Below are 20,370 nucleotides of genomic sequence, written 5' to 3' on the forward strand. Positions count from 1 at the left end.
CGCGGGTGGGACGGGAGTCCCACGACGCGCCGCCGGGTGCCTACTCCGCCTACTCCGCCTGCTCTTCCTGCCCACCCTGTTGGGCGAGGTACCTCTCGACCCGCTCCACCTTGGCGGTGAGGCCGTCCGTCACGCCGGGACGGATGTCCGCCTTGAGGACCAGGGACACGCGCGGGGCGCGTGCCTCCACCGCGGCGACGGCACGCCTGACGACGTCCATGACCTCGTCCCACTCGCCCTCGACGGAGGTGAACATCGCGTCGGTGCGGTGGGGCAGTCCGGACTCGCGGACGACCCGGACGGCGTCGGCGACGTACTCCCCCACGTCCTCGCCGACCCCGAGCGGGGTCACGGAAAAGGCGACGATCACGCGCTCACGACTCCTTCGCGGCGGGCGCGGGAGGCGATCACCGCGTCCTCGGCCTCGCGCTTGAGCCTGCGCTCGGCGAAGAAGCCGCCGGTGGGCAGGACCGAGAGGACGAAGTAGAGGGCGGCGGTCCCCAGCGACCACTTGGCGCGGTTCCAGGCGTCGGCCCAGAAGATCACGTACAGGATGAACAGGACGCCGTGGATCGCGCCCATCACGGGCACCGCGTTGAAGTCCGTGGTCCGCTTCAGGACCGAGCAGACCAGCAGCAGGAGGAAGGAGACCGCCTCGGGGGCGGAGACCAGGCGGAGGCGGCGGAGGGCGGTGGCGGTCTTGATGTCCACGGGTCACCTTCGGTGGGAGACGGACCGGCGGGCCGCTGGAGGGGCGCCGGCCGGCTTGTGAATGCGAGCACAAACGTTCGTCCATTGTGGCAAACCCACCGCGCGGGTCCGGTCAGGGGGTGCCCGCGGCCGACCCGTAAGGGTGTGAATCAGGGTCGTTGTCCCCCCGTGGACCCTGTCGGCCGCCCCCGTCCGCCGCTACCTTCGCTGCGTGGCGATGTTCCGACTTCAAGACAGCAGGGTGCTCGCCGTCGACATGACCGGGGATGCCGTGAAGGCGAAGAACGGCTCGATGGTCGCGTACGACGGGCAGATGGCGTTCAAGAGGCTGACCGGTGGCGGCGAGGGCCTGCGCGGCATGGTGACCCGGCGGCTCACCGGCGAGCAGATGACGGTGATGGAGGTGCGGGGGCAGGGGACGTGCTGGTTCGCCGACCGGGCGGCCGAGATCAATCTGGTCCATCTCCAGGGGGACAAGCTGTACGTGGAGTCGAGCAACCTGCTCGCGACCGACGCCGCGCTCAGGACGGGCACGACGTTCACCGGGCTGCGCGGCGCCTCCCAGGGCAACGGGCTGTTCACGACCACGGTCGAGGGGCACGGGCAGGCGGCGATCATGTCGGACGGGCCGGCGGTGGTGCTCAGGGTCAGCCCGCAGTACCCGCTGATCGTCGACCCCGGCGCCTACGTCGCGCACCAGGGGAACGTCCGGCAGTCCTTCCAGTCCGGGGTGACCTTCCGCACGTTCCTCGGGGAGGGCGGCGGGGAGGCCTTCCAGATCCGGTTCGAGGGGGACGGGCTGGTGTACGTCCAGCCGAGCGAGCGGAACACGATCGCGGGGGACCTGTGAGATGACCTTCCGGGAGATCAACTCGAAGATGGTCGAGGCGGCGGTCGTGCCCGGCCGGCGTCTGTTCAGTCAGCGCGGCGCGATGCTCGCCTACCGGGGTGACGTGGAGTTCACGCCCAACATCCAAGGCGGCCAGGGCGGTCTGATGTCGATGATCGGGCGCCGGGTGGCGGGTGAGGCGACACCGCTGATGACCGTGGAGGGCAGCGGCACGGTGTACTTCGGGCACGGCGGTCACCATGTGCACCTGATCGAGATGACGGGTGACACGTTGTACGTGGAGGCGGACCGTCTGCTCGCCTTCGAGGGCACGCTCCAGCAGGGGACCATGTTCATGGGCTCGCAGGGCGGGGTCATGGGCATGGTACGGGGCCAGGTGACGGGTCAGGGCCTGTTCACCACGACCCTCCAGGGCCACGGCTCGGTGGCGGTCATGGCGCACGGCGGCGTCTTCGAGGTGCCGATCACCCCGCAGCGCCCCGTCCACGTCGACCCGCAGGCCTACGTCGCCCACCACGGCGACGTCCGCAACAAGCTCTCCACCGCGCTGGGCTGGCGCGAGATGGTGGGCCGCGGCTCCGGCGAGGGCTTCCAGCTGGAGCTGAGCGGCAACGGCACGGTGTACGTCCAGGCGTCGGAGGAGAAGCTGTGAGCGCGTACGGAACGCCCGGCGCCGGGCCGGTGGTCCACGACCCGAGCACCCTGCCGGCCGACGACAACGTGAACCCGTACACCTTCTGCGTGGAGCTCAAGGGGAGCCAGTGGTTCCTCCAGAAGGGGAAGATGATCGCCTACTACGGGGCGATCGAGTTCAACGGCATCGGGCACGGCGCGCTGGACCTGCTGACCCGTACGTCGTTCCATTCGCCTCTGCACGCGAGCGACTGGGTGGTGGCCCAGGGCTCGGGCCGGATGCTGCTCGCCGACCGGGCCTTCGATGTCAACTCCTTCGACCTGGACGACGGCAATCTGACCATTCGCTCCGGCAATCTGCTCGCATTCCAGCCAACTCTCGCGCTGAAGCAGTCGATCGTGCCCGGCTTCCTCACCCTCATCGGAACCGGGAAGTTCGTGGCCGCCTCCAACGGCCCCGTGGTGTTCATGGAGCCCCCGATCCGGGTGGACCCGCAGGCGCTGGTCGGCTGGGCCGACTGCCCGTCCCCGTGCCATCACTACGACCACGGGTACCTGACCGGCGTACTGGGCGGGCTGCGTTCGATGACGGGCCTCGGACCGGTCTCCGGGGAGGAGCACCAGTTCGAGTTCGTGGGCGCCGGGACGGTCCTGCTCCAGTCGAGCGAGAGCCTCATGGCGGAGCAGGCGGCGGGGGTGCTTCCGGACGAGCCCGGGGTACCCGGAGGGGGAAGCGTGTCCGGAACCCGCGGACAGCACGCCGGCCAGACGCGCCTTCCCGGACAGCTGGGAGATCTCCAGCGTCGCTTCGGCGTGTGAGCGGTAGTCTGCGGAGTGTGACATCGAACGCATGCGCGGCGTCACACCACTCTCGCTAGTTCGTCTTTCAACTTCTTAGGTAGACTTCATTCATGGAGACCGAGACGGCCACGCCCTGGCTGACCGATGCGGAGCAGTGCGCCTGGCGCACCCACCTGGAGGTCAACAGGCTGTTGACGTACCAGCTCGAAAAGGACCTTCAGCCGTTCGGCCTGACGATGAACGACTACGAGATCCTGGTGAATCTCTCCGAGTCGGAGGACATGCGGATGCGCATGAGCGACCTCGCGTCCGCCACCCTCCAGTCCAAGAGCCGCCTCTCGCACCAGATCACCCGCATGGAGAACGCGAACCTGGTGCGCCGTGAGAACTGCGAGTCCGACCGCCGGGGCCTGTACGCGGTCCTCACCGAGCACGGCCTGGAGACCATGCGGAAGGTCGCGCCGCACCACGTGGCCTCCGTGCGCAGGCACTTCATCGACCTGCTCGACCACGAGGCGCTGAGGGAACTGGACAAGTCCCTGAAGCCGATCGCCGAGCATCTGCGGGCGCAGCGCGGTCGTCCCTGAGCCCGGCCGAGCGTCCGGGACCCCGGGGTGACCCGAGGCCCCGGAGCCGGGACGGGCGGAACGCGCCTACCGGCGCCGCCACGGTGCCGCGACCAGCGCCGCCGCCACGGACACCCCTCCCGCCAGCAGGAAGCACACCCCGAGCGGCAGGGCACCGATCAGCAGTCCCGTCACCAGCGCTCCACCCGAACCACCGGCGTTCACCGCCGCGTTCACCCACGCTCCGGCCCGCGTCCGGGACTCTTCCGCCGCCGTCTCGTCGGCCAGCAGATACGCCGTGGTCAGCGCCGGAGCGATGAACGCACCCGCGCAGGCCATGGCCGCCGTCAGGGTCCACACACCGGGCGCGAGGCCCGCCACGGCGATCACGGGGCCAAGGCCCACCGCGAACCAGGTCAGGCGCACCCGGGCGGGTCTGCGCCAGTCGATCGCCCCGTTGACGAGGCCGCCCACCGCGCTCCCCGCCGAGAGGGCGCCCAGGACCCACGGCACCAGGGCCGTGTCGTACGACTTCTCGGCGGCGAACGCCATCACCAGCAGGTCCACTCCACTGAGCGCCAGGCCGACGCCCAGGGCCACGGCGACCGGCGGCAGGAGGCCGCGGATCCCGGCGAGGCGGCCGCGGGACCGCTCCCGCCGCGGCGCGGGACGGGGGCCGGCCAGCACCGGGGAGGTGACGAAGGCCCAGGTACCGGCGATGATCAGCAGCGCGCTGAGCAGGAGGCCGGACGCCGGGGACGCGAAGCCCACGAGCACGCCGACGAGGGCCGGGCCGGAGACGAACAGCAGCTCCTCGGCGACGCCGTCCAGGCTGTAGGCACGCAGCAGGAGGCCCCGGTCGGCGACGAGTTCGGACCACAGGGCGCGCATGGTGGGGCCCAGGGGCGGCGCGCAGGCGCCCGCGAGGGCGGCGGTCGCGGCGACGGCCGCGGCCGGTGCGCCGGGCTCCCAGGTCAGGACCGCCAGGGCGCACAGCAGAGCGCCGTAGAGCGTGGCCATGGGGAGCAGGGCGCGACGTGGTCCGTACCGGTCGACGAGGGACGCTCGCAGGGGCAGCAGGAAGACCGACATGGCGCCGAACAGGGACATCACGACACCGGACACGGCGTACGACCCGGTGGCCCGGGTGACGGCCAGCATCACCGAGAGCGACACCATCCCGTAGGACAGGCGTGCGGTCAGGGCGGCGGTGAAGGTGCGGCGCGCGTGCGGGACGCGCAGGACGGCGGCGTACGAGGGGCGCGCGGGCAGGGCTGGGCGCGACGAAGTGGGCGCGGACATGAGTGGTTCCCCCAACGGAAGGCATGAAGACGGCACACCGAGGCGCCGCGTCCGCCGACGGTCGGTCGTCGGCCGGGACGCGGCGCCGGTGCGCGGTCTATGCCAAGAGGAGGAACATGTGGATCAAGTTAGCGGTACCCGCCGGGATTGACCACGGTGTTTCCGGACGAGGCGGGGATCAGCCCTCGGTCAGTCCCGCCACCAGTTCGTCCGCCGCCTGGTAGGGGTCCAGCTCACCGGCGACGATTCGCTCCGCGAGGGCGCTCAGACGGCGGTCGCCGTGCAGGTCGCCGATGCGTTCGCGCAGGGCAGTGACCGCGATGGTCTCCACCTCGTGGGCGGCACGGGCCCGGCGGCGCTCCGCCAGCACGCCCCGCTCCTCCATCCAGGCCCGGTGCTTCTCCAGCGCCTCGACCACCTCGTCCACGCCCTCGGCGCGCGCGGCGACCGTCTTGACGATGGGCGGGCGCCAGTCGCCGGGGCCGCGGGCCTCGCCGAGGCCCAGCATGTGGTTCAGCTCGCGGGCGGTGGCGTCCGCCCCGTCCCGGTCGGCCTTGTTGACCACGTAGACGTCGCCGATCTCCAGGATGCCGGCCTTGGCCGCCTGGATCCCGTCGCCCATGCCCGGGGCCAGCAGGACGACGGACGTGTCGGCCTGGGAGGCGATCTCCACCTCCGACTGGCCGACGCCGACCGTCTCGACCAGGATCACGTCGCAGCCCGCGGCGTCCAGGACGCGGATCGCCTGCGGGGCGGCCCACGCGAGCCCGCCCAGATGGCCGCGGGTGGCCATGGAGCGGATGTAGACGCCCGGGTCGGAGGCGTGCTCCGACATCCGCACCCGGTCACCGAGCAGCGCGCCGCCGGAGAAGGGCGAGGACGGGTCGACGGCCAGGACGCCGACCCGCTTGCCCTGCTTGCGGTACGCGGTCACCAGCGCGGACGTGGACGTCGACTTGCCCACGCCCGGGGAGCCGGTCAGACCGACCACGTACGCGTTGCCGGTCAGCGGCGCGAGCGTGCGCATGACCTCCCGCAACTGCGGGGACGCCCCCTCCACCAAGGAGATCAGCCGGGCCACGGCTCGCGGCCGGCCTTCCCTCGCCTGGGCCACCAGAGAGGAGACGTCCTGCATCACAGCTCCGTTCACGTGATCCTCGTACGCGGTCCGCGTACGAGGGTTCGTACGAAAGGGTTCGTACGAAGGGGTTCGCACGAAAGGGGTCGCACGAAGGGTTCGGACGAAAGGGGGTCGGTCGAGCCGTACCCGGCTCAGGCCTTCGGCACCCGGACGATCAGCGCGTCGCCCTGGCCGCCGCCACCGCACAGCGCGGCCGCGCCGACACCGCCGCCGCGCCGCTTCAGCTCCAGCGCCAGGTGCAGCACGAGACGGGCGCCGGACATCCCGATCGGGTGACCCAGGGCGATGGCGCCGCCGTTCACGTTCACCTTTTCCGTGGACACGCCGAGGTCCTTCATTGACTGCACGGCCACGGCGGCGAACGCCTCGTTGATCTCCACGAGGTCCAGGTCGGAGACCTCCAGGCCCTCCTTCTTCAGGGCGTGCAGGATGGCGTTGGAGGGCTGGGACTGAAGGGAGTTGTCCGGACCCGCGACATTGCCGTGGGCGCCGATCTCGGCGATCCACTCCAGGCCCAGCTCCTCGGCCTTGGCCCTGCTCATCACGACCACGGCCGCGGCGCCGTCGGAGATCTGCGAGGAGGAGCCGGCCGTGATCGTGCCGTCCTTGGCGAAGGCCGGGCGCAGCTTGCCCAGGCCTTCGGCCGTGGTGTCGCCGCGGATGCCCTCGTCCTTGCTGCACAGGACCGGGTCGCCCTTGCGCTGCGGGATCTCCACCGGGGTGATCTCGGCCTCGAAGACGCCGTTCTTCTGCGCGGCGGCGGCCCGCTGGTGGGACAGGGCGGCGATCTCGTCCTGCGCGGCGCGCCCGATGCCCAGGCGGGTGTTGTGCTTCTCCGTGGAGGCGCCCATGGCGATGCCCTCGAAGGAGTCGGTCAGGCCGTCGTGGGCCATCGAGTCCAGCATCTCCACCGCGCCGTACTTGTAGCCCTCGCGGGACTTCGGCAGGAGGTGGGGGGCGTTGGTCATGGACTCCTGGCCGCCGGCCACGACGATGTCGAACTCACCCGCACGGATCAACTGGTCGGCGAGCGCGATGGCGTCCAGACCGGACAGGCACACCTTGTTGACGGTGAGCGCCGGCACGCTCATCGGGATGCCGGCCTTGACCGCGGCCTGACGGGCCGGGATCTGCCCCGCCCCGGCCTGGAGCACCTGGCCCATGATCACGTACTGCACCTGGTCGCCGCCGATCCCCGCGCGGTCGAGGGCGGCTTTGATCGCGAAGCCGCCGAGGTCGGCTCCGGAGAAGGACTTCAGCGAGCCCAGCAGTCGCCCCATGGGCGTGCGCGCGCCCGCGACGATCACCGAGCCGGTCGTACCGGACATTCCAGAAGACATGAGCTGCGATCCCCTTACCGGCCTGCTCAGCCGAGGAGTGAACGAGGGTTTACTTCGAATGTACTGAGGGCTGCTCCACCCCGTCATCGGGCCGTCGGTGTGATCGCGCGCACGTTGCGTAACCACCCCGTTGGCGTTGCACTGATTCCATGCTGACGCGAATCGACCACATCGGGATCGCCTGCCACGACCTCGACGCCACCGTCGAGTTCTACCGGACCACGTACGGCTTCGAGGTGTTCCACACCGAGGTCAACGAGGAGCAGGGGGTGCGCGAGGCCATGCTCAAGATCAACGAAACCTCCGACGGCGGAGCCTCCTACCTGCAACTGCTCGAACCGATCCGCGAGGACTCCACCGTCGCGAAGTGGCTCGCCAAGAACGGCGAGGGCGTGCACCACATCGCCTTCGGCACGGCGGACGTCGACGCGGAGGCCGCGGCCGTCCGCGACAAGGGCGTGCGCGTTCTGTACGACGAGCCGCGGCGCGGCTCGATGGGGTCCCGGATCACCTTCCTGCACCCCAAGGATTGCCACGGAGTCCTGACAGAACTGGTCACTTCGGCGGCCGTTGAGTCGGTTGAGCACTGACTCCCGTACATAAGGGCCGGTAGGGTTGGGGGCGGTCGTCCCCCGAGCGGGGACGACCCGGTCCTGCCGTCACGAGCGACAGGACCGCCGGGGTCCGTGTTTCGGGGGACGAGCGGCGGGGCAGCAGCCCGTGCTCCGCTGTTGATCTGACACCATTTCCCGGGGGCCCCGTTCGGCGGATGGACGGTGCTCGTTTGGACAGGCTTGCGACCAGGGGACGGATGGGACCGCGCAGTGCGGGGCTACGAACGCCAGGAGCGAGAGCCGGCGGCTGACGTCGACCACCTCTCTCGGTTCGAGGCCGAGATGGATCGGCTGAAGACCGAGCGGGAAAAGGCGATCCAGCACGCCGAGGACCTCGGCTACCAGGTCGAGGTGCTGCGCGCCAAGCTGCACGAGGCGCGCCGCACCATCATGACCCGGCCCGCCTACGACGGCGCCGACCTCGGCTACCAGGCCGAGCAGTTGCTGCGCAACGCGCAGGTGCAGGCCGACCAGATCCGCGCCGACGCCGAGCGCGAGTTGAGCCAGGCACGGGCGCAGACGCAGCGCATCCTCCAGGAGCACGCCGAGCAGGCCGCGCGCCTCCAGGCGGAGCTGCACGCCGAGGCGGTCAACCGGCGCCAGCAGCTCGACCAGGAGCTCGCCGAGCGCCGGCAGACCGTCGAGTCGCACGTCAACGAGAACGTGGCGTGGGCGGAGCAGCTGCGCGCCCGCACCGAGCAGCAGGCCCGGCGTCTGCTGGACGAGTCGCGTGCCGAGGCCGAGCAGGCCATGTCCGCCGCCCGCGCGGAGGCCGAGCGGCTGGCCGCCGAGGCCCGGCAGCGGCTGCAGAGCGAGGCCGAGGCGGCCCGCGCGGAGGCCGAGCAGCTCCTGCGCCGCGCCCGCACCGACGCCGAGCGACTGCTGAACGCCGCTTCCACCCAGGCCCAGGAGGCCACCGACCACGCCGAGCAGCTGCGCTCCGCCACCGCCAGCGAGTCGGACGCCACGCGCCGCCGGTCCGCCGAGCTGGGCCGGGCCGCCGAGCAGCGCATGACGGCGGCCGAGGACGCGCTGCGCAAGGCGCAGACCGAGGCCGAGAAGCTGGTCACCGAGGCCGAGGAGGCCGCGGCCAAGACGCTCGCCGGCGCCGAGTCGGCCAACGAGCAGCGCACGCGCACCGCCAAGGAGCAGGTCGCCCGGCTGGTCCAGGAGGCCACCAAGGAGGCCGAGGCCACCAGGTCCGAGGCCGAGCAGCTGGTCGCGGACGCCCGCGCCGAGGCGGAGAAGATCGTCGCGGAGGCCGCCGAGAAGGCCCGGACGATCACCGCCGAGGAGAGCGCGACCCAGCTCTCCAAGGCGGCGAAGACCGCCGAGGACGTGCTGAACAAGGCGTCGGACGAAGCCAAGCAGACCACGAAGGCGGCGGCCGAGGAGGCCGAGCGGATCCGCACGGAGGCCGAGGCCGAGGCGGACCGGCTGCGCGCCGAGGCGCACGACATCGCCGAGCAGCTCAAGGGCGCCGCCAAGGACGACACCAAGGAGTACCGCGCCAAGACGGTCGAGCTCCAGGAGGAGGCCCGCCGGCTGCGCGGCGAGGCCGAGCAGCTGCGCGCCGACGCGGTCGCCGAGGGCGAGAGGATCCGCGCCGAGGCCCGCCGCGAGGCCGTGCTCCAGATCGAGGAGGCGGCCAAGTCCGCCGAGGAGCTGCTGGCCAAGGCGAAGGCCGACGCCGACGAGCTGCGCGGCACCGCGCAGACCGACAGCGAGAAGGTCCGCACCGAGGCCATCGAGCGGGCCACCACGCTGCGCCGGCAGGCCGAGGAGACCCTGGAGCGCACCCGCAAGGAGGCCGAGCGGCACCGCGCCGAGGCCGCCGAGCAGGCGCAGTCGGTCACGGCGGACGCCGAGAAGGCCGCGCGCGAGCTGCGCGAGGAGACCGAGCAGGCGATCGCCGCCCGGAAGGCGGAGGCCACCGAGGAGCTCACCCGGCTGCACACCGAGGCCGAGGAGCGGCTGGCGGACGCCGAGAAGGCGCTGGGCGAGGCCCGCGAGGAGGCCACCCGCATCCGCCGCGAGGCGGCTGAGGAGGCCGAGCGGCTGCGCGCCGAGGCCGCCGAGCGCATCCGGACGCTGCAACAGCAGGCGGAGACGGAGGCCGAGCGGCTGCGCACGGAGGCCGCCGCCGACGCGTCCGCCTCCCGCGCCGAGGGCGAGGCCGTCGCCGTACGGCTGCGCTCGGAGGCCGCGGCGGAGGCCGAGCGGCTCAAGGCGGAGGCGCAGGACACCGCGGACCGGGTCCGCGCGGAGGCGCAGGCCGCCGCGGAGCGGCTGGGCACCGAGGCGTCCGAGACGCTGGCCGCCGCCCAGGAGGAGGCCGCCCGGCGCCGCCGCGAGGCCGAGGAACTGCTCGGTGACGCGCGCGGCGAGGCCGAACAGGAGCGCGAGCGGGCCCGCGAGCAGAGCGAGGAACTGCTGGCCTCCGCGCGCAAGCGGGTGGAGGAGGCGCAGGCCGAGGCCACCCGTCTGGTGGAGGAGGCCGACCGGCGCGCCACCGAGATGGTGTCGGCCGCCGAGCAGCACGCGCAGCAGGTGCGGGAGTCCGTCGCCGGGCTGCACGAGCAGGCGCAGGAGGAGATCGCCGGGCTGCGTTCGGCCGCCGAGCACGCGGCGGAACGGTCCCGCCGGGAGGCCGAGGAGGAGGCGGACCGGGTCCGCACCGACGCCTACGCCGAGCGGGAGCGGGCGAGCGAGGACGCGGGCCGGCTGCGCGGTGAGGCGCGGGAGGAGGCCGAGGCCGCCAAGGTGCTCGCCGAGCGGACCGTGTCCGAGGCGATCACGGAGGCGGAGCGGATCCGCGCGGACGTCTCCGAGCACGCCCAGCGGGTGCGCACCGAGGCCTCCGACACCGTCGCGCAGGCCGAGCAGAACGCCTCGCGCACCCGGGCGGAGGCCCGCGAGGACGCCAACCGCATCCGGTCGGAGGCGGCCACCCAGGCGGACACGCTCATCTCCGAGGCGCGCTCGGAGGCGGAGCGGCTCCAGACGGAGACGGTCGAGGAGGCCGACCGGGTCCGTGCCGAGTCCGTCGCCAAGGCGGAGCAGCTGATCTCGGACGCCACCGGGGACGCGGAGCGGCTGCGGGCCGATGCCGCCGAGACGGTCGGCGCCGCGCAGGCGCACGCCGAGCGGGTCCGTGGCGAGTCCGAGCGGGTCGAGTCGACGGCGCGGGCGGAGGCCGAGCGGCTGGTGGGCGAGGCCCGCGAGGAGGCCGAGCGGACCCTGGACGAGGCCCGCCGGGACGCCAACAAGCGGCGCTCGGAGGCCGCCGAGCAGGTCGACACGCTCATCACCGAGACCACCGCCGAGGCCGACAAGCTGCTCACCGAGGCGCAGACGAGCGCGGTCAAGACGAAGGCGGACGCCGAGTCCCAGGCCGACTCGATGGTGGGCGCGGCCCGCAAGGAGGCCGAGCGGATCCTGTCCGAGGCGAAGGTCGAGGGCAACAGCACGGTGGAGAGGGCCCGTACGGACGCGGACGAGCTGCTCGTCGGCGCCCGCCGGGACGCCACCCAGATCCGGGAGCGCGCGGAGGAGCTGCGCGAGCGGCTCACGACGGAGATCGAGGAGCTGCACGAGCGGGCCCGCCGCGAGGCGGCCGAGACGATGAAGTCGGCGGGCGACCGCTGCGACGCCCTCGTCAAGGCGGCCGAGGAGCAGCTGGCCAAGGCGCAGAGCAAGGCGAAGGAGATCGTCTCGGAGGCCAACTCCGAGGCGGGCAAGGTCCGGATCGCCGCGGTGAAGAAGGCCGAGGGGCTGCTGAAGGAGGCCGAGCAGAAGAAGGCGAAGCTCGTCAAGGAGGCCGAGGAGCTCAAGGCCGAGGCGGTCCGCGAGGCCCGCCGCACGGTCGAGGAGGGCAAGCGCGAGCTGGAGATCCTGGTGCGCCGGCGCGAGGACATCAACGCCGAGATCTCCCGGGTGCAGGACGTGCTGGAGGCACTGGAGTCGTTCGAGGCGCCGTCCGGAAAGGACGGCGCGGTGAAGGCCGGCGCGACGGTGGGGGCACCCCGGTCGGGTGGCAAGACGTCAGACGGCTAGCCTGTAGGCGGATTCCGGTCTTCTGCGTGCTTTGACCCGTTCTTCGGCAAGCCCTGGAACGGTCAGCCACTCAAAAGAGGTGTCATTCTCCAGATCAAACACGTATCCGCTCGATGACACACCGCTTCGGCCCCTAGGATTCCACCTATCACCTCACCGGTCTCATTCGGACAGGAACCCCATGAGCGACACTTCCCCCTACGGCTTCGAGCTTGTGCGGCGTGGGTACGACCGCGCTCAGGTGGACGAACGAATCTCCAAGCTCGTCTCTGATCGTGACAGTGCTCTCGCCCGCATCACCGCCCTGGAGAAGCGCATCGAGGAGCTCCACCTCGAGACGCAGAACGCCCAGGCCCAGGTCGGCGACGCCGAGCCGTCGTACGCGGGCCTCGGCGCGCGGGTCGAGAAGATCCTCCGCCTCGCCGAGGAGGAGGCCAAGGACCTGCGTGACGAGGCCCGGCGCGCGTCCGAACAGCATCGCGAACTGGCCGAGTCGGCGGCCCAGCAGGTGCGCAACGACGCCGAGTCCTTCGCCGCGGACCGCAAGACCAAGGCCGAGGACGAGGGCGTCCGGATCGTCGAGAAGGCCAAGGGCGAGGCCTCCCAGCTGCGCGCCGAGGCACAGAAGGACGCGCAGTCCAAGCGGGAGGAGGCGGACGCCCTCTTCGAGGAGACCCGCGCCAAGGCCGCACAGGCCGCCGCGGACTTCGAGACGAACCTCGCCAAGCGGCGCGAGCAGTCCGAGCGGGACCTGGCCTCCCGTCAGGCCAAGGCCGAGAAGCGGCTGGCGGAGATCGAGCACCGCGCCGAGCAGCTGCGCCTGGAGGCGGAGAAGCTGCGCACCGACGCCGACCGCCGCGCCCGCCAGACGGTGGAGACGGCCCAGCGCCAGGCCGAGGACATCGTGGCCGACGCCAACGCCAAGGCGGACCGCATCCGTTCGGAGTCCGAGCGCGAGCTCGCGGCGCTCACCAACCGCCGCGACTCCATCAACGCTCAGCTGACGAACGTGCGCGAGATGCTGGCGACCCTCACCGGTGCCGCGGTGGCCGCCGCGGGCGCGCCGGCGACCGAGGACGAGCCGATCTCCCGCGGCGTTCCGGCGCAGCAGTCCCGCTGATCCGAGCTCACCGGGCCTGACAGCGGCCGAAGTACACCGCTGACCGCGAAGCTCTCCGCCCCAGGGGTGGCGGAGAGCTTCGCGGCGTTCTAGCGTGTCCGACATGATCGAACTGGAGGGGTTGACCAAGCGGTACGGAGAGAAGCTGGCGGTCGACGGCCTCACCTTCACCGTCCGGCCGGGCACCGTCACCGGGTTCCTCGGGCCCAACGGCGCCGGGAAGTCCACGACGATGCGGATGATCCTCGGCCTCGACCGTCCGACCTCCGGGTACGTCCGCATCGACGGGCGGCACTACCACGAGCTCAAGGACCCGCTGACGTACATCGGCGCGCTGCTGGACGCCAAGGCCATGCACGGCGGGCGCAGCGCCTACAACCATCTGCTCTGCCTCGCCCAGAGCAACGGCGTCCCCACCCACCGGGTGAACGAGGTCCTGGACACCGTCGGTCTGACCCCGGTGGCGCGGAAGAAGGCGAAGGGCTTCTCGCTCGGCATGAGCCAGCGGCTCGGCATCGCCGGCGCGCTGCTCGGCGACCCGCAGATCCTGATGTTCGACGAGCCGGTCAACGGCCTCGACCCCGAGGGCATCCACTGGATCCGCGGTCTGATGAAGTCCCTCGCCGCCCAGGGCCGTACGGTGTTCGTCTCCTCGCACCTGATGAGCGAGATGGCGCTGACCGCGGACCACCTCGTCGTCATCGGTCAGGGCCGGCTGCTCGCCGACACCTCCATGGCCGACTTCATCGAGCGGAACTCCCGTTCCCACGTCCGGGTCCGCACCCCGCAGCGCGAACGCCTGCTCGACGTGCTGCACGAGGCCGGGATCACGGCCGTACCGGGCGAGGGCGGACTGCTTCAGGTCGAGGGCGGCAAGGCGGAGCGCATCGGGGAGCTGGCCGCACAGCACCAGGTCGTGCTGCACGAGCTGAGCAGCCAGCAGTCGTCGCTGGAGGAGGCGTTCATGCGGCTGACGGCCGGTGCGGTGGAGTACCACGCGCACGCCGGAGGGGCCGTGCCGGAAGGGGCGCCCACCCCGCCGCGGGGCGCCGACAGTGAGAAGGAGGGCTGAGCGATGGCGGCGACTCAGGTCATCAGGTCCGAGTGGACCAAGATCCGGTCGGTGGCGTCCACGGTGTGGACGCTGTCCCTGACGGCGGTCGTCACGATCGCCCTCGGCATGCTGCTCTCGGCCCTGTCGAAGCACGAGTTCGGGAACATGCACCCGCAGGACCGGGCCTCCTTCGACCCCACCTACGTCAGCTTCGCCGGCATGGGCCTCGGCCAGCTCGCGATGATCGTGTTCGCGGTGCTGGTGGTGTCCAACGAGTACAGCACCGGCATGATCCGCACCTCGCTGGCCGCCGTCCCGCAGCGCGGTGCCTTCCTGGCGAGCAAGGTGGCGGTGGCGGCCGGGCTGGCCCTCGTGGTGGGCATGGTCACCAGCTTCGCCTCGTTCTTCCTCGGGCAGGCGATGCTCGGATCGCTCGGCACCTCCCTCGGCGAGCCGGGTGTGCTGCGCGCGGTCGTCGGCGGCGGCCTCTACATGACTCTCATCGCCATGTTCTCCATGGGCGTCACCGTGATGCTGCGCTCGCCGATGCTGTCCCTTGGCATCCTGATGCCGTTCTTCTTCCTGATCTCCAACATCCTCGGCAACGTCTCGGCGACGAAGAAGGTCGGCCGGTTCCTGCCCGACCAGGCCGGCAGCCGCATCATGCAGGTGGTTCCCCGGGTCGCCGACGACACCCCCTACGGCCCCTGGGGCGGCCTCGGGATCATGCTGCTGTGGGTGATCGCGGCGCTCGCCGGAGGGTTCGTACTGCTGCGGAACCGGGACGCCTGAGCACGAAGGCTTTTACTTTCCTTTGGGCGGAACCGTCAGCGCCCGGATATCCTCCTAACCCTTACGGGGGGCGTCTGCCCCGCTGACCTGGAACCGTTTTCGATGGGTGCGGAGCATGATCGAGGCAGTCGGCCTGACCAAGCGCTATGGCGACAAGACCGCCGTGCACAACCTCTCCTTCCAGGTGCGGCCCGGTGCCGTCACCGGCTTCCTCGGTCCGAACGGCTCGGGCAAGTCGACGACGATGCGGATGATCCTGGGGCTCGACAACCCCACCTCGGGGATGGTGACGATCGGCGGCCATCCGTACCGCACGCTGCCGAACGCGCCCCGCCAGGTCGGCGCCCTGCTGGACGCGAAGGCGGTGCACGGCGGCCGGTCCGCGCGCAACCACCTGCTGTCCCTGGCCCAGCTGTCCGGCATCCCGGCCCGCCGCGTCGACGAGGTGCTCGGGGTCGTCGGCCTCCAGGGGGTGGCGAAGAAGCGTTCCAAGGGCTTCTCCCTCGGCATGGGCCAGCGGCTGGGCATCGCCGCCGCGCTGCTGGGCGACCCGCAGGTGCTGCTGTTCGACGAGCCGGTGAACGGTCTCGACCCCGAGGGCATCCTCTGGGTGCGCAATCTGATGAAGTCGCTCGCGGCGGAGGGGCGGACCGTGTTCGTCTCCTCGCACCTGATGAGCGAGATGGCGCTGACCGCCGACCACCTGGTCGTCATCGGGCGTGGGCAGCTGCTCGCCGACATGAGTGTGACGGACTTCATCTCCGCGAACTCCGCGGACTTCGCGCGGGTCCGCACACCCGACACCGAGCCGCAGCAGCGGGAGAAGCTGACGTCCGCGCTGACCGAGGCGGGCGGGCACGTGCTGCCGGAGCAGGACGGCGCGCTGCGCGTGACCGGGCTGCCGCTGGCCCGCATCAGCGACCTCGCGCACGAGGCGGACGTACGCCTGTGGGAGCTGTCGCCGCACCAGGCCTCGCTGGAGGAGGCGTACATGCGGATGACCCAGGGGGTCGTCGACTACCGCTCCACGCACGACCAGAAGGCCGGGCTGATGCAGCCCCTGCCGCCCGGCGCCCGGCCGCCCGTGCCGGTTCCCGGTCAGGGCCAGCCGGGCTGGTACGCACCGCCACCGCCCCAGCCCGGCGGACAGCCGTACGCGGGCCCGCAGGGCGCCCCCGGCGGGCAGCCGAACCCGTACGCCGCTCCGGGCGCGGGCGCCCCGAACCCGTACGCGCAGAGCTCGCCGCAGGCCTCGCAGGTGCCCGCCCAGCCCGCCGCCGCGCCGCACGGAGGGGCCGCACCGGCACCCGCGCCCGCGCCCTCCCCCGCCGCCGACTCCACCAAGCCCGAGGACGCCCGATGAGCACGCCGCAGACTCCTGTGCCGCAGGCCGCGCCGCCCGCCTGGGAGGCGGCGGCCGGTTCCCCCCGGCCCGGCTACACCTCGCCGATCCCGGTGGTCCGAGCGCATCTCGGGCACGCCCTCGCCTCGGAGTGGACGAAGATCAAGTCGGTCCGCTCCACGATGTGGACGCTCGGGGTGTTCATCCTTCTCGTGGTGGGGATCGGGCTGCTGACCGGCCTGATCATCGCCAACTCCGCGGGGGAGATACACGGCGACGAGAACATGCTGTCGCTGGGCTTCTTCGGGCTGCTGCTCGGCAGCATCTGCGTCATCACGCTCGGCGTGATGACCACGGCCTCGGAGTACGGCACCGGCATGATCCGGACCACGATGACGGCGTGCCCGAGCCGTGGGCGGGTGCTCACCGCGAAAGCGGTGGTGTTCTTCCTGGTCGCGTTCGTGGTGACCCTGGTCTCCACCGGCGTGGTCGGCCTCGTCCAGACGGCCATGCTCGACGGCACCGGCGCCCGGCAGCCCACCGGAGCGGAGTGGTTCAAGGCCACCGTGGGCGTCAGCCTCTACATGGCCCTGCTCGGGCTGTTCTCGCTCCTCGTGGGCTCGCTGCTGCGGCACTCCGCGGGCGCCATCACGATCATGATCGGTGTCGTGCTCGCCCCGCTGGTGATCGCGCTGTTCATGTTCACGCGCTCGCTGGAGAAGGTGCGCCAGTTCCTGTTCGAGTACTCGATCCCGAACCAGCTGAGCGTCTTCTACTCCAACTCCCTCACCGACTCCGGCCCGACCGGCTGGGACCCGCTGTGGATCCTGCTGGTCGCGACGGCCGCCGCGTTCGCCGGCGCCTGGATCCTGCTGCGGAGCCGGGACGTCTGAGTCACCGGTGTGCCGCCAAGACCCTAGAACCGCGGCGCGTTACGGGACCGCTGCACCCGCGTGGTGCGGCGGTCCTTGGCGTTCCAGCACGCCTTGTGCCAGTGCCGGCGGTCGTCCACCCCCGCGTGCTGGGGCCAGGCCACCACGTGCGGGACGCCGGAGGGGATCAGCTGGTCGCAGCCGGGGCAGCGGTACGTCTTGCCCCCGGCGGCCGCGCCCGCGACATGGCGCACGCTGAAGTCCTCGCCCTGCCAGTTCTCGGTGGACTGCCAGCCTCCGTAGCGGCCCGGGGTGTCGTCCTCGGTCCGGCCGGACGAGGCGGCGCCTCTCGCATCCTTGGGTCGGTTGCGGCGGGGGGACACGGGACACCTCACGAAGCGGTACGGGAACAGGGGCTCTTCCAGCCTACGCGCCGCCGCCACGGGCGGGTGGGGAGAACCGGACACCACAAGTCCCCTGCCCGGACCAGCCATTCCGCAGACAATCCGCAAATCTCTTCGCCAGGCCGTGTCCTCGGCACGTGTCCCCCGGTTATGCCCGGTGGGGGAGCTCCGCGTCGGAGCCGAGGAAGCAGGAAAGAGCAATGCGCGTAGGAAGTTTCGTGCTGGCGGCCCAGTTCCCCGGGCAGGGCCAAGGCGAGGCGCTGCACCGGGCGGTCCGCTCCGCGGAGGTCGCCGAGGAGGCCGGTCTTGACGCGGTCTGGCTGGGCGAGCACCACTTCGTCCCGTACGGGACGTGCCCGTCGGCGATCACCCTGGCCGCGCTGCTGCTGGGCCGCACCCGCCGACTGCGGGTGGGTACGGCGGTCAGCGTGCTGCCCACGGCCCACCCGGTCGCGCTCGGCGAGCAGGCGGCGCTGCTGCATGTGACGAGCGGCGGGCGGTTCTCGCTCGGTGTAGGGCGCGGCGGCCCGTGGGTGGACCTGGAAGTGTTCGGCAAGGGGCTGGAGGCGTACGAGAAGGGGTTCCCGGAGTCGCTGGACCTGCTGGTGCGCTGGCTGCGCGAGCCGTCGGTGTCGGCCTCGGGAGAGCGGTTCGCCTTCCGCGAGGTCCCCGTCGTGCCGCGTCCCTCGGAGGCACTGACCCAGGTCCCGGGCCCCGAGGTCGTCGTCGCCTGCACCTCCGTGGCGAGTGTGCGGCTGGCCGCCGAGCGCGGGCTGCCGATGCTGCTGGGGATGCACATCGGGGACGAGGAGAAGGCCGGGATGGTCGCCCTGTGGCAGCGGTGCGCGCGGGCGGCGGGCCGGCCGGAGGAGGAGATCCGGGGCGCCGCCCATGTCTCGGCGGGCGTCTGCCAGATCGCGGACCGGCGCACGGACGCGGCCGAGACCCTGCTGAAGGCGATGCCGGGCTGGCTGAAACAGGGTCTGGACGCCCATGTCACCGTGGACGGCCGGATGCGCGCGATGCGCGATCCGCTGGAGTACACCGAACTGCTCTGCGGGCTGCACCCGGTGGGCACCCCGCGGCTGTGCGCCGACCGGCTCGCGGCGACCTCCGAGCGGACCGGTGTCTCCCGTTTCGCCCTGCTCACGGAGGGCTCGGGCGATCTGGCGGCGACGGAGGAGAACCTGCGACGGCTCGGCGCCGAGGTACTGCCCCACCTCCGTTGACCCAGAGCGCGTCATGGGAAGCTTGCCGCCCCCTGTACTCCAAGCACCTCCCGCGGAAGGAGCGGCAAGCAGGCGACTCACGGCGTCAGCAGTCCCGAAGTTCCGGGGACTGGTTGAGGAGCTGGTTGCGCACCGAGGTGAAACGGGCCAGCGTCTCGTCGACCGAGGCGTCCAGCGGGAACACCGCGACCCGATGGCAGTTCTGGAAGGCGAGCCGCACACCGAAGTGCCGCTGAAGCGCTCCGCGTATGGCGTCACTCGCCAGCGCACGCAGCAGCTGACCGCGTGCCTGCTCGTCCGGCGGGGGCGTCTGGTTGTCGGCGAACTGGCCGCCGTCCACCTTCAGCTGGGCCACCAGGGAGCTGATCATCTCCCACGCGTAGGGCAGGGAGGTCCGGACGCAGTCGACGAATTCAGCTTCGTCGACCTCGCCTCGCTCGGCCGCTTCGAGTAGGGCCGGTGAGACGTCGAGCGACATGGGTTCTCCTCTCGCACCCCCGAACGACAGGGGTTGCCGGACAGGTCATGGGGGCGCGCGACTCCCAATACGGTGAGTACACGGGTCGCGACCTCCCGTTCACTACGGTAGGCACAAGAACGGACGCCCACTAGGCAAATGCATATACAGACCGGGCTAGTTGGGCACACAATCGGCCACAAGTGAACACGGGTGATCCAGGGAAAAATGGGGCGTCCGGCGGGGAGTCCCGGTGGACGCCCGGCGGGAGGTCCCCGGGCGAATCGCGCGCACCGCCGTCCGTCCAGTAGCGTTGCCGACCATGCGTCTCGTCATTGCCCGGTGCTCCGTCGACTACGCCGGTCGGCTCACCGCTCATCTGCCGTCAGCGCCCCGTCTGATCCTGGTCAAGGCCGACGGCAGCGTCTCGATCCACGCGGACGACCGCGCCTACAAGCCGCTGAACTGGATGTCTCCGCCGTGCACCCTGAAGGAGGGCACCGGTGACGAGGAGGGCGTCTGGACCGTCGTCAACAAGGCGGGCGAGAAGCTCATCATCACGATGGAGGAGGTCCTGCACGACTCCTCGCACGAACTCGGCGTGGATCCCGGGCTGATCAAGGACGGCGTGGAAGCCCACCTCCAGGAGCTGCTCGCCGACCGCATCGAGACGCTCGGCGAGGGGTACACGCTGATCCGCCGCGAGTACATGACGGCCATCGGCCCGGTCGACATCCTGTGCCGGGACGCCGAGGGACGCACGGTCGCGGTCGAGATCAAGAGGCGCGGTGAGATCGACGGCGTGGAACAGCTCACCCGCTATCTCGAGCTGCTGAACCGCGACCCCCACCTCGCCCCGGTCCGCGGCGTCTTCGCGGCCCAGGAGATCAAGCCGCAGGCCAGGGTCCTCGCCACCGACCGCGGCATCGGCTGCCAGGTGCTGGACTACGACGCCCTGCGCGGCATCGAGGACGACAAGCTGCGGCTGTTCTGAGGACGGCCGCGGGGCACTCGTACGACGCCGGGGGGGGAGGGGGGGTTGTTTCCCGAGCAGTCCCCCCCCCATTTCCTTTTTTTCCTGGGTCT

At 71.5% G+C, this 20,370-nt stretch carries 20 protein-coding genes; 13 read left to right on the plus strand and 7 right to left on the minus strand.

Features of this window, described 5'->3' with window-relative positions; genetic code table 11:
• Window positions 1-49: 49 nt before the first annotated feature.
• Both ACTYVM_RS13925 and ACTYVM_RS13930 read right to left on the minus strand, forming a co-directional pair.
• Complete coding sequence (locus tag ACTYVM_RS13925; protein ID WP_445526255.1) at window positions 50-370, minus strand: MTH1187 family thiamine-binding protein; 321 nt, start codon at window positions 368-370, stop codon at window positions 50-52.
• Window positions 367-711: a DUF3817 domain-containing protein gene (locus ACTYVM_RS13930; protein WP_384171129.1), complete on the minus strand. Its 345-nt coding sequence runs from the start codon at window positions 709-711 to the stop codon at window positions 367-369. The genes ACTYVM_RS13925 and ACTYVM_RS13930 overlap by 4 nt, the downstream gene beginning before the upstream one ends.
• Before the next feature lie 217 nt (window positions 712-928).
• Here ACTYVM_RS13930 and ACTYVM_RS13935 point away from each other — a divergent pair, with 217 nt between their 5' ends.
• From ACTYVM_RS13935 to ACTYVM_RS13950, 4 genes are all read left to right on the plus strand, one after another.
• A complete protein-coding gene (locus ACTYVM_RS13935) occupies window positions 929-1,561 on the plus strand; it encodes an AIM24 family protein (RefSeq protein WP_445526272.1) in 633 nt (210 codons plus the stop codon).
• A 1-nt stretch (window position 1,562) separates the two neighbouring features.
• A complete protein-coding gene (locus tag ACTYVM_RS13940) occupies window positions 1,563-2,213 on the plus strand; it encodes an AIM24 family protein (protein ID WP_445526256.1) in 651 nt (216 codons plus the stop codon).
• Window positions 2,210-3,013, plus strand: a complete 804-nt coding sequence (locus ACTYVM_RS13945; protein ID WP_445526257.1) for an AIM24 family protein — start codon at window positions 2,210-2,212, stop codon at window positions 3,011-3,013. The genes ACTYVM_RS13940 and ACTYVM_RS13945 overlap by 4 nt, the downstream gene beginning before the upstream one ends.
• A gap of 92 nt (window positions 3,014-3,105) precedes the next feature.
• Window positions 3,106-3,582 carry a MarR family winged helix-turn-helix transcriptional regulator gene (locus ACTYVM_RS13950; RefSeq protein ID WP_445526258.1) on the plus strand — a complete coding sequence of 159 codons (477 nt, stop codon included), beginning with the start codon at window positions 3,106-3,108 and terminating at the stop codon, window positions 3,580-3,582.
• 66 nt (window positions 3,583-3,648) lie between these two features.
• Here ACTYVM_RS13950 and ACTYVM_RS13955 read toward each other — a convergent pair whose 3' ends face one another.
• From ACTYVM_RS13955 to ACTYVM_RS13965, 3 genes are all read right to left on the minus strand, one after another.
• Window positions 3,649-4,863, minus strand: coding sequence for an MFS transporter (locus tag ACTYVM_RS13955; RefSeq protein WP_445526259.1), 1,215 nt, complete (start codon window positions 4,861-4,863; stop codon window positions 3,649-3,651).
• Between the two features lie 178 nt (window positions 4,864-5,041).
• Window positions 5,042-5,998 carry a methylmalonyl Co-A mutase-associated GTPase MeaB gene (gene meaB / locus ACTYVM_RS13960; RefSeq protein ID WP_400029240.1) on the minus strand — a complete coding sequence of 319 codons (957 nt, stop codon included), beginning with the start codon at window positions 5,996-5,998 and terminating at the stop codon, window positions 5,042-5,044.
• Between the two features lie 137 nt (window positions 5,999-6,135).
• Window positions 6,136-7,344 (minus strand): acetyl-CoA C-acetyltransferase, encoded by a 1,209-nt coding sequence (locus tag ACTYVM_RS13965; RefSeq protein ID WP_445526260.1) that lies wholly within the window; start codon window positions 7,342-7,344, stop codon window positions 6,136-6,138.
• Between the two features lie 149 nt (window positions 7,345-7,493).
• Between ACTYVM_RS13965 and mce the strand changes: the two genes are divergently transcribed.
• The 7 genes from mce to ACTYVM_RS14000 all read left to right on the plus strand — a co-directional run bounded on the left by mce (window position 7,494) and on the right by ACTYVM_RS14000 (window position 17,215).
• Window positions 7,494-7,934, plus strand: coding sequence for a methylmalonyl-CoA epimerase (gene mce, locus ACTYVM_RS13970; RefSeq protein ID WP_445526261.1), 441 nt, complete (start codon window positions 7,494-7,496; stop codon window positions 7,932-7,934).
• 234 nt (window positions 7,935-8,168) lie between these two features.
• Window positions 8,169-12,014 carry a polarized growth protein Scy gene (gene scy / locus ACTYVM_RS13975; RefSeq protein WP_445526262.1) on the plus strand — a complete coding sequence of 1,282 codons (3,846 nt, stop codon included), beginning with the start codon at window positions 8,169-8,171 and terminating at the stop codon, window positions 12,012-12,014.
• A gap of 181 nt (window positions 12,015-12,195) precedes the next feature.
• Window positions 12,196-13,134, plus strand: coding sequence for a coiled-coil domain-containing protein (locus ACTYVM_RS13980; protein ID WP_445526263.1), 939 nt, complete (start codon window positions 12,196-12,198; stop codon window positions 13,132-13,134).
• Window positions 13,135-13,237: 103 nt separating this feature from the next.
• A complete protein-coding gene (locus ACTYVM_RS13985) occupies window positions 13,238-14,206 on the plus strand; it encodes an ABC transporter ATP-binding protein (protein WP_445526264.1) in 969 nt (322 codons plus the stop codon).
• A gap of 3 nt (window positions 14,207-14,209) precedes the next feature.
• A complete protein-coding gene (locus ACTYVM_RS13990; protein ID WP_445526265.1) occupies window positions 14,210-14,980 on the plus strand; it encodes an ABC transporter permease in 771 nt (256 codons plus the stop codon).
• 115 nt (window positions 14,981-15,095) lie between these two features.
• The gene (locus ACTYVM_RS13995) at window positions 15,096-16,343 is read left to right on the plus strand and encodes an ABC transporter ATP-binding protein (protein ID WP_445526266.1); all 1,248 of its coding nucleotides are present in this window, start codon (window positions 15,096-15,098) and stop codon (window positions 16,341-16,343) included.
• A complete protein-coding gene (locus ACTYVM_RS14000; protein WP_445526267.1) occupies window positions 16,340-17,215 on the plus strand; it encodes a DUF2705 family protein in 876 nt (291 codons plus the stop codon). Before ACTYVM_RS13995 ends, ACTYVM_RS14000 begins: the two co-directional genes overlap by 4 nt.
• A 23-nt stretch (window positions 17,216-17,238) precedes the next feature.
• On the opposite strand, the gene ACTYVM_RS14005 is transcribed toward ACTYVM_RS14000, so the two are convergent.
• The gene (locus ACTYVM_RS14005; protein ID WP_445526268.1) at window positions 17,239-17,577 is read right to left on the minus strand and encodes an Rv1322 family protein; all 339 of its coding nucleotides are present in this window, start codon (window positions 17,575-17,577) and stop codon (window positions 17,239-17,241) included.
• Window positions 17,578-17,798: 221 nt separating this feature from the next.
• Here ACTYVM_RS14005 and ACTYVM_RS14010 point away from each other — a divergent pair, with 221 nt between their 5' ends.
• Window positions 17,799-18,827: an LLM class flavin-dependent oxidoreductase gene (locus ACTYVM_RS14010; protein ID WP_445526269.1), complete on the plus strand. Its 1,029-nt coding sequence runs from the start codon at window positions 17,799-17,801 to the stop codon at window positions 18,825-18,827.
• 85 nt (window positions 18,828-18,912) lie between these two features.
• Here ACTYVM_RS14010 and ACTYVM_RS14015 read toward each other — a convergent pair whose 3' ends face one another.
• Window positions 18,913-19,305: an SCO5389 family protein gene (locus ACTYVM_RS14015; protein WP_445526270.1), complete on the minus strand. Its 393-nt coding sequence runs from the start codon at window positions 19,303-19,305 to the stop codon at window positions 18,913-18,915.
• A gap of 301 nt (window positions 19,306-19,606) precedes the next feature.
• Between ACTYVM_RS14015 and nucS the strand changes: the two genes are divergently transcribed.
• Complete coding sequence (gene nucS / locus ACTYVM_RS14020; RefSeq protein ID WP_362355280.1) at window positions 19,607-20,278, plus strand: endonuclease NucS; 672 nt, start codon at window positions 19,607-19,609, stop codon at window positions 20,276-20,278.
• Window positions 20,279-20,370: the final 92 nt, after the last annotated feature.

This window comes from Streptomyces cyslabdanicus, from assembly GCF_052663305.1.

Coding starts and splice junctions, on each gene's coding strand:
- nucS (WP_362355280.1), top strand. CDS start 19,607: ATGCGTCTCGTCATTGCCCGGTGCTCCGTCGACTACGCCGGTCGGCTC.
- ACTYVM_RS13950 (WP_445526258.1), top strand. CDS start 3,106: ATGGAGACCGAGACGGCCACGCCCTGGCTGACCGATGCGGAGCAGTGC.
- meaB (WP_400029240.1), bottom strand. CDS start 5,998: ATGCAGGACGTCTCCTCTCTGGTGGCCCAGGCGAGGGAAGGCCGGCCG.
- ACTYVM_RS13935 (WP_445526272.1), top strand. CDS start 929: ATGTTCCGACTTCAAGACAGCAGGGTGCTCGCCGTCGACATGACCGGG.
- ACTYVM_RS13940 (WP_445526256.1), top strand. CDS start 1,563: ATGACCTTCCGGGAGATCAACTCGAAGATGGTCGAGGCGGCGGTCGTG.
- ACTYVM_RS14010 (WP_445526269.1), top strand. CDS start 17,799: ATGCGCGTAGGAAGTTTCGTGCTGGCGGCCCAGTTCCCCGGGCAGGGC.
- ACTYVM_RS13990 (WP_445526265.1), top strand. CDS start 14,210: ATGGCGGCGACTCAGGTCATCAGGTCCGAGTGGACCAAGATCCGGTCG.
- ACTYVM_RS13985 (WP_445526264.1), top strand. CDS start 13,238: ATGATCGAACTGGAGGGGTTGACCAAGCGGTACGGAGAGAAGCTGGCG.
- mce (WP_445526261.1), top strand. CDS start 7,494: ATGCTGACGCGAATCGACCACATCGGGATCGCCTGCCACGACCTCGAC.
- ACTYVM_RS14015 (WP_445526270.1), bottom strand. CDS start 19,305: ATGTCGCTCGACGTCTCACCGGCCCTACTCGAAGCGGCCGAGCGAGGC.
- ACTYVM_RS13955 (WP_445526259.1), bottom strand. CDS start 4,863: ATGTCCGCGCCCACTTCGTCGCGCCCAGCCCTGCCCGCGCGCCCCTCG.
- ACTYVM_RS13995 (WP_445526266.1), top strand. CDS start 15,096: ATGATCGAGGCAGTCGGCCTGACCAAGCGCTATGGCGACAAGACCGCC.
- ACTYVM_RS13965 (WP_445526260.1), bottom strand. CDS start 7,344: ATGTCTTCTGGAATGTCCGGTACGACCGGCTCGGTGATCGTCGCGGGC.
- ACTYVM_RS14000 (WP_445526267.1), top strand. CDS start 16,340: ATGAGCACGCCGCAGACTCCTGTGCCGCAGGCCGCGCCGCCCGCCTGG.
- ACTYVM_RS13980 (WP_445526263.1), top strand. CDS start 12,196: ATGAGCGACACTTCCCCCTACGGCTTCGAGCTTGTGCGGCGTGGGTAC.